Source organism: Arthrobacter sp. 2YAF22_2, from assembly GCF_052114645.1.
Classification (GTDB): Bacteria; Actinomycetota; Actinomycetes; order Actinomycetales; family Micrococcaceae; genus Arthrobacter.
Window position 1 is genome coordinate 1 of sequence record NZ_JBFRFD010000185.1, and the last position, 6,298, is coordinate 6,298.

Annotated in this window: 5 protein-coding genes; all 5 read right to left on the minus strand. The window is 65.2% G+C overall.

All coding sequences use genetic code 11. The features are described from left to right. Positions 1-1,523 (minus strand): FAD-binding oxidoreductase (locus tag AB4Y86_RS09400; RefSeq protein ID WP_441401976.1); only part of this gene is annotated, 1,523 nt, incomplete at its 3' end. A gap of 44 nt (positions 1,524-1,567) precedes the next feature. Continuing rightward, positions 1,568-2,707, minus strand: coding sequence for a Glu/Leu/Phe/Val family dehydrogenase (locus AB4Y86_RS09405; RefSeq protein ID WP_441401977.1), 1,140 nt, complete (start codon positions 2,705-2,707; stop codon positions 1,568-1,570). Between the two features lie 97 nt (positions 2,708-2,804). Then, a complete protein-coding gene (gene amaB / locus AB4Y86_RS09410) occupies positions 2,805-4,334 on the minus strand; it encodes an L-piperidine-6-carboxylate dehydrogenase (protein WP_441401978.1) in 1,530 nt (509 codons plus the stop codon). A gap of 36 nt (positions 4,335-4,370) precedes the next feature. Further along, positions 4,371-5,771, minus strand: a complete 1,401-nt coding sequence (gene hglS / locus AB4Y86_RS09415; protein ID WP_441401979.1) for a 2-oxoadipate dioxygenase/decarboxylase — start codon at positions 5,769-5,771, stop codon at positions 4,371-4,373. A gap of 60 nt (positions 5,772-5,831) precedes the next feature. Further along, positions 5,832-6,298, minus strand: a 467-nt coding sequence (locus tag AB4Y86_RS09420) for an NAD(P)/FAD-dependent oxidoreductase (protein ID WP_441401980.1), incomplete at its 5' end; no start/stop codon positions are given.

Below are 6,298 nucleotides of genomic sequence, written 5' to 3' on the forward strand. Positions count from 1 at the left end.
GCCCGCGGGCGGCGCAGGTGGGCATCGAAGGGGTCAGGATTGATGATGACACCCGGGTTAAAGATGTCCTGGAGGTCGAAGAGTGCCTTAAAACCGGCCATCGCGGCCAGGGCCCGGGGCGAATACATGGTTTTCAGCAGTTCGCCGCGCGCCCGGCCATCGCCGTGTTCCCCCGAGAGTGAGCCGCCGTACTTGGCGACGAGGTCCGCCGCGGCCGTCAGGAAGCGGCGCATCACGCCGGCGTCGTTCTCCAGCGGGAAGTCGATCCTGACGTGGACGCAGCCGTCCCCGAAGTGGCCATAGGCCAGCCCTGAAACGTTTTCGCGCGCCATGAGACGTTCAAGATCGCGAAGGTAGTTGCCCAGATGTTCGGGCGGGACGGCCGAATCCTCCCAGCCTGGCCATGCCTGCTTCCCGGCAGCGGTTCTCCCGGCCAGACCGGCACCGTCGGCCCGAATTTGCCACAGCCGTTTGGCCTCCGGTCCGGCCGGAAGGATCATTGAGTCGATCGCGCCCGCGTCCCGGACCATCCGCTCTGCGGCAGCCACCGCCTCGCTCGACGTCGCTCCGCCCACCTCGACCATGAGCCAGCCGTTCCCCGCCGGCATGTTGGGGACTGCGTGCTCGCCTTTGGCGTTGCGAATCACGTTGACCAGCTGCGCGTCAAGTCCTTCCAGGGCCAGCGGATGGTGCGGAAGAAGGCCGGGAACCGCGTCGGCCGCAGCCGGCATATCCGGATATCCCAACACGGCCAACGCCGGGGCAACCGCCTGCGGAACCAGCCGGACCTCGGCCTCCAGGATGATGCCGCAAGTACCTTCCGTCCCGGTCAGGGCAGCGGCCAGGTTTCCGCCGTTCTCGGGTAGGAGGTGCTCGAGGCTATAGCCCGAGATTTGGCGGCCGAACCGGCCGAATTCCAGCCGAAGGACGTCCAGATTGGCGGTGATGAACTCATCGAGTCCGGGGATCCGGGCCGTGGTGTCCTTGCCCGAGCCCAGCTCCAGCACTTGGCCCGACCCGGTCAGCCAGCGCAGCCGGCGTACGTTATCCGCCGTCCGCCCGTACGAGAGTCCGTGGGGGCCGCACGCGTTGTTGCCGATCATGCCGCCGATGGTGCACCGGGTGGACGTGGACGGGTCCGGCCCGAACCGCAGCCCGTGGACGGCGGCAGCCCGCTGCAGGTCACTGAGAACGACGCCGGGCTGGACCACCGCGGTCCTGTTCTCCACATCGATGCTGATGATCTGGTTCATGAACCTGCTGAAGTCCAGCACCAGTCCGGGTCCCACCGCGTTGCCGGCGCACGATGTGCCGGCACCGCGGCCGGTGACAGCCAGTCCGTGCCTGCGGGCAATCCTGACCGCTTCGATAACGTCTTCCGCATTCTTGGGCATGACCACCACCTGGGGCACCACCCGGTAGTTGGAGGCGTCCGTCGAGTATTCCGCGCGCCGACGGTTGCTGCTGTCCACGACGCCCGCAACTGCTGCGGTGAGTTCTTCGACAATCTGGTCAATCTTCATGCGTGCTGCTCTTCCTTGTCCCTGCGGCCGTGCGTGGTGGGATGTTAGTACTGCAGGGGCTTGCCGCGCAGTTCCATGGCGCGGCGGACGCGGCTTTGTGCCAGCGAACGGGCGGCGTGGTGGGTGGTGGAATCCAGCTTCTGCGCCTCCGCCAGCACGATGGCCGTGTTTGCTCGAAGCTTATGGGAGACCGTGGTGAAGATTTGCTCGGTCTCGGGACGGAACGGCGAGTACCGGGACTCCATCGCAAAGGCGGCGCTGACTACGCCGCCGGCGTTGGCGACGAAGTCGGGCACTACCGTCACGGATGCCGCACGCAGCAAGTGCTGCGCAGCGGCGTTTGTGGGAAGGTTGGCGCCCTCCACCACGAGCTTGGCCGAGATGCCGCCCACGTTGCCCTCATGGATGACATCCTGCAGGGCAGCCGGGATCGCGATTTCGGCGTCGACAAACAATTCGGTGCCAGCCGGAATGGCCAGCTCCGGAAACTCTTTGACCAATCCGTCGCCGAGCCGAGCCCGCATCGCCAGCAGAGTGGGGATGTCCAGCCCTTCGGTCTGGTGAAGCGCGCCCTCGGCAGTGGAAATCGACACGATGCTGTAGCCGAGCTCGTGAAGCCGGGCAGCGGTGGCATGGCCAACAGYGCCGAAACCTTGGATGGCCACGCGCTGTCCCTGGAGTCCGATGGTTGCGGCCGCCTCGTCCGCGGCTTCAGCGACGCCGTACCCGGTGATGCCCAGCTGGTCGTAGGGTACGCCGCCGAGGTCGTACGGAGTCCCTACTGCTGCACCGCGGTCGCCCAATTCATCGATGATGAGGGCCGCATCGTTTTCCGTCAGTCCCATGTCCAGTCCAAAGACGTATTCGGACGGGACCTCATTGCTCAGGGCCCGGACGAAGGAGCGGAGGATTGCTTCCTTGTGGGGTGAGCTCGGATCGGCCCGGATGCCGGCTTTGGCTCCGCCGAAGAACAGGTCGACGCCGGCCCACTTCCAGGTCATGACCCGGGCCAGGCGGGCAATCTCCTCGACGGTGACGCCAGGCTGCATCCGGGTACCGCCCTTGCCCATGCCTCGGGCGGTGTTGTCGATGACCAGCACGCCCTTCATTCCTGTTTTTGCGTCGCTGACCGTGACGATCTTTTCCGGTCCCCATTCATCCATCATGTCGAACAGACTGGTCATCGCTGGATACTCCTTGTGTGCTGGCAGCTACGTGATGTGGCGGGGGCGGGCGGCGGAGACGGTGCCGGACCGGCTGGCACTGTCTCCGCCGGGGTTTCTAGAGGAACTTCACGCCCTGGGCGAKCGGCAGCTGCCCCGAGTAGTTGACGGTGTTGGTCGCCTGGCGCATGTAGGCCTTCCAGGAGTCGGAACCTGACTCGCGGCCGCCACCGGTTTCCTTTTCGCCGCCGAAGGCGCCGCCGATTTCGGCGCCTGAGGTGCCGATGTTGACGTTGGCGATGCCGCAGTCGGATCCGCCGGCCGACATGAAGCGTTCGGCCTCGGCCTGGTCGTTCGTGAACACGGCCGAGGACAAACCCTGGGGGACGTCGTTCTGGATGGCGATGGCGTCCTCGAAGTCCGTGTAGGTCATCACGTAGAGCAGCGGGGCAAACGTCTCGTCCTTGACGACGGCGGTCTGGGCCGGCATCCGCACGATAGCGGGCTCCACGTAGTAGGCGCCAGGCTCTTCCTCGGAGTTCACACGGCCGCCGCCGCAGAGAACGGTGCCGCCCTGATCCTGCGCGGCCTTGATGGCGTTCTGCATGCCATCGAAGCTGGACTTGTTGATCAGGGGCCCGATCAGGTTCTCCTCATCCATCGGGGTCCCGATCCGGAGCGTGGCGTAGGCGCTGACAAGCTTGTCCGTCAGTTCATCAACGATTGACTCGTGCACGATCAGGCGGCGCATGGACGTGCAGCGCTGGCCGGCGGTTCCAACGGCCGCGAACACAATGCCGCGCAGGGCCAGATCGAGATCGGCCGACGGCGCAACGATCGCTGCGTTGTTTCCGCCGAGTTCGAGCAGCGCGCGGCCAAAGCGGCCAGCCACGCGGGGGGCGATTTCCTGGCCCATCCGGACAGAGCCGGTGGCGGAGAGCAGGGCGACGCGCGGATCATCGACGATGATCTGGCCGCCGGAACGATCAGCCAGGACCAGCTTGTGCAGGTCCTGGGGTGCCCCAACGTCCGCGACGGCGCGGCCCAGCAGGGCATCGGCGGCCAATGCGCTGAGCATGGTCATCCCCGAGGGCTTCCATACGACGGTGTCACCGCACACCAATGCCAGTGCCGTGTTCCAGGAGTAGACCGCAACCGGGAAGTTGAAGGCCGAGATGACCCCAACAACGCCCAGCGGGTGCCAAGTCTCCATGAGGCGGTGTCCGGGTCGCTCCGAGGGCATAGTCCGGCCGTAGAGCTGGCGGGACAGGCCAACTGCAAAGTCGCAGATATCAATCATTTCCTGGACCTCGCCGCGAGCCTCGGACTGGATCTTGCCGGCCTCGGCCGTCACAATCCTGGCCAGGTCCTCCTTGTGTTCGGTCAGCAGTTCGCCCCAGCGCTTTACCAGGTTGCCGCGCAGCGGTGCAGGCACATCTCGCCACGTCTTGAACGCCTGGTGCGCCTGGCCGATCATCGTCTCGATGTCCGCCGGTGAGTTGGCCGGCAAGGTCATCAAGACTTCACCGGTGAGCGGGGAGGACGCCTTGTGCGGGCCGTTGAGGGCGTCAACATTGACGCCGCAGGCCTCCAGCGCGTCGCGGACGATCGCTGCCAGTTCGGATGTTTGGGTCAGAGTTTCCGTCATCGTGATCTCCTGTAGTTCTTTGTACTGGTGGGCTGATTAGTGTGTGAGATTGATGTTGAGGCGGCGGCCTAGGGCCGCGATCGATTCGTCCTGCTGCCGCTGGTAGAGATCGTTGGGGTCGTAAACCTCGGAACCGACAATCTGGGACATCCGGTGGATGTCGAAGCTGGTTCCGACCTGCTCTTCGTCCTTGGAACCCTCCTCGGTCAGGTTTGACTGGAAGATTCCGGCGGCCGAGCGGGGGAGGAAGTCCTCATAGACGATGGGTTCAGGGATGGCGATTCCGGCGTCGACAAGATCGGCCAGGGAAGCGGTGGCGGCCAGGGGTGCAGCGCCCAGCGCGCCTTCGTCGAGGCGGTAGGTGAAATAGGCGAGCCCCTGCAGGGCCAGCTCTTTTTCTGTGCTGGGCAGGTTCTCCGCCCACACCTCGGCGGCTACCTCGACGCGGGTCGTTCCGGCCGGGGCCGCGGCCAACCGCGCGTCCGACTCGGCGACCATCCGGTCGTAGAGATCGCGGCCCGCCGGCGTCAAGGCAATTCCGCGGGCCTCGACTTCGCCGAAGCGCACCCGCAGTTCACCCTCGTTAGTGGATCCGTCGGCGTAGCGGAACACACGGTTTTCACCCAGCGCGCGGAAAGAGGTCTGGCGCAGCAGCAGGTCCGGCCCGTCCCAGCGCGGCGGTCCCTGGATCTCATCGATCATAGTGATGCCGCRCGCCTGCATCCTCTTGTACAACTCATCGATGTCCAGCACCCGGGGGGTGAGGTGGTTGATGTGCGTCGTGGACACGCCGCCGATGTCGGAGGCGACGGCGGAGACCGCCTCTAGTTTCTTGTACCACTCGTAGTCCACGGGGTCCCCGGAGAGTTCGAAGGCTGCGGTGGCCAGCTCCAGCAAGCTCTCGGCGTCGTCCGCGGTCACCCCTCCACCGGCGGCGGCCTTGTCCGCCAGACTAAGCAGCTCCGCACCGAACAACTGCCGGGCGCCGATGAATTCGGCCAGCTCCGCGCGCAGTTCGCGGTCAAAAAACCGCGGATCCTCGGCGGCCAGCATGGAGGTGAAGACCCGGAAGGGATTCTTGGCCAGTTCAGCGCCATCGATTGGGCGGAACGCTGTCGAGACCACGGGCACGGAGCTCGAAGAAGCGTCGCGAAGGTCATAGAAACCGACCGGATACATGCCGAAGGCTGCAAAGACGCGGGCAACCTGCGCCATTTCCTTCGGGGAGCCAACACGGATGGCGCCGTGGCGTTCAGCTGTCACCCGTGCAATGCTGCCGAGCCTCTCGGCTTCTGCGCCGTGCTTGGCTGCATACGCTTGGTTCACCTCGGTGGAAACCTCCACAAGCGTGTTGTAGGCGGGGACTTCCCTGCCGTACATCACGGAGAGCCGCTTCGCGAACTCGGCTCGAAGTTCCCAGGTTTCAAGGGCGGTCATGGTGTGGTTCCTTTCAAGATCATGGCTGTTGCGGAGGACGGGGCGCGGTGGCCTTCCGCGCTAGATGATGTGGACTTCCTGGATGAGCTGATCTGCTGTGCGGAACCGATCGGCGGAGAACGACGTGTGGTCCATGAAGGAATCGCGGTCCAGGTAGAGGTCCCGGACCAGCTCGCCGACGGCGGGACCCTGCAGGAAGCCATGGCCGGAGAATCCCGTGGCGTAGTAGAAGCCCTCCACGGAACTGGACGCACCGATGAGTGCGTTGTGGTCCGGCGTGTTCTCATACAGTCCGGCCCAGCCGCACGCCAGTTCCGGTGCCTCCAGCGCCGGGGCGCACACCCGGGCAGCTGCGTTGAACTCCGGCAGCCATTCATGCGTGAAGTCCCGGGCGAAACCAGGCTCCTGGTTGGAGTTGGAAATCCCCAGGAGCATGCCGTTTCGATAGTTGTGGAAATACAGCGTGGTCGATAGGTCCAGCGTGAACGGCACGGTGGGCATGGGCGAGCTCATCTGGCGCGTCATGC